Here is an 897-nt window from a genome sequence, read left to right on the forward strand (position 1 = left end):
GTTTCCGCACGGCTTCGACATCGGTGTCCAAGGCAACCCGGAACATCATCTTCTCGATGACCCATTCGCGGCTGAAATTCTGGATCTTCCCGATCTGCCCGAAGGGAATGGTCGCAACCGGACCACGCGGGTGCCTCAAGGAGACCGATCGCAACGAAATTCTCTCGACAGTGCCCTTGGCTCCCGAGGTCTCGATATATTCGCCCAGGCGGAAGGCATCATCGACGAGGAAAAACAGACCGGCCACCACATCCTTGACCAGTGTCTGGGAGCCCAGCCCGATCGCCAGGCCGAAGATCGAGAGGCCGGTGATCAGTGGCCAGACATTGATGCCGAGCATCACCAGGACGGTCAGAGCCCCCAGCGTCAGGAGCGCGGCCTTGGTGAGGCCCACGAGCAATGGGCCGACAGTGGTCAGCCGCGTGCCGATCATGGCGGCGGGGACCTGCGGATCGCCCGGCGTTTGAGGTCTGATGCGCGCGGCCATGATGGCCACCCAGTTCCAGCAGAAGGCAATGACCAGCACGAGCATCAGGATCTCGCCAGCTTTCAGCAGGACGGTGCCCCGCGGAATGCCGACGACATCCAGGATCGGCAGGAGCCAGAGCGTGGCCAAGACCGCGAGAATCGATGCCGCGACCACGATGCGGAAGGTGCGCCACAGCGCGCCCGCCAGTTCTCCGCCCTGCGAGCGAACCGCCTGCCAGCCGCGTCTTTCGATGGCGACGTCGAGATGAGGACCGGCGAGAACCAGAAGAAGCGAAAGCAGCAACAATCCGCCCCGCGTCGGCCTTCCGATCGTTAGGTCCAGCTGGATGAAGAGGAAGGCGGCGATGACGACCGCCACCACCAGCCCGGGCCAGAGCGCGGCGAGCCTCCGGCGGAGCGATCCTGCCC

Annotated in this window: 1 protein-coding gene; it reads right to left on the reverse strand. The window is 64.3% G+C overall.

The window, feature by feature from the left end:
* Positions 1–897 (reverse strand): mechanosensitive ion channel family protein (locus AC1DRP_RS36695; RefSeq protein ID WP_476771156.1); only part of this gene is annotated, 897 nt, incomplete at both ends.

It is taken from the genome of Allobosea sp. 01N443, from assembly GCF_056399325.1.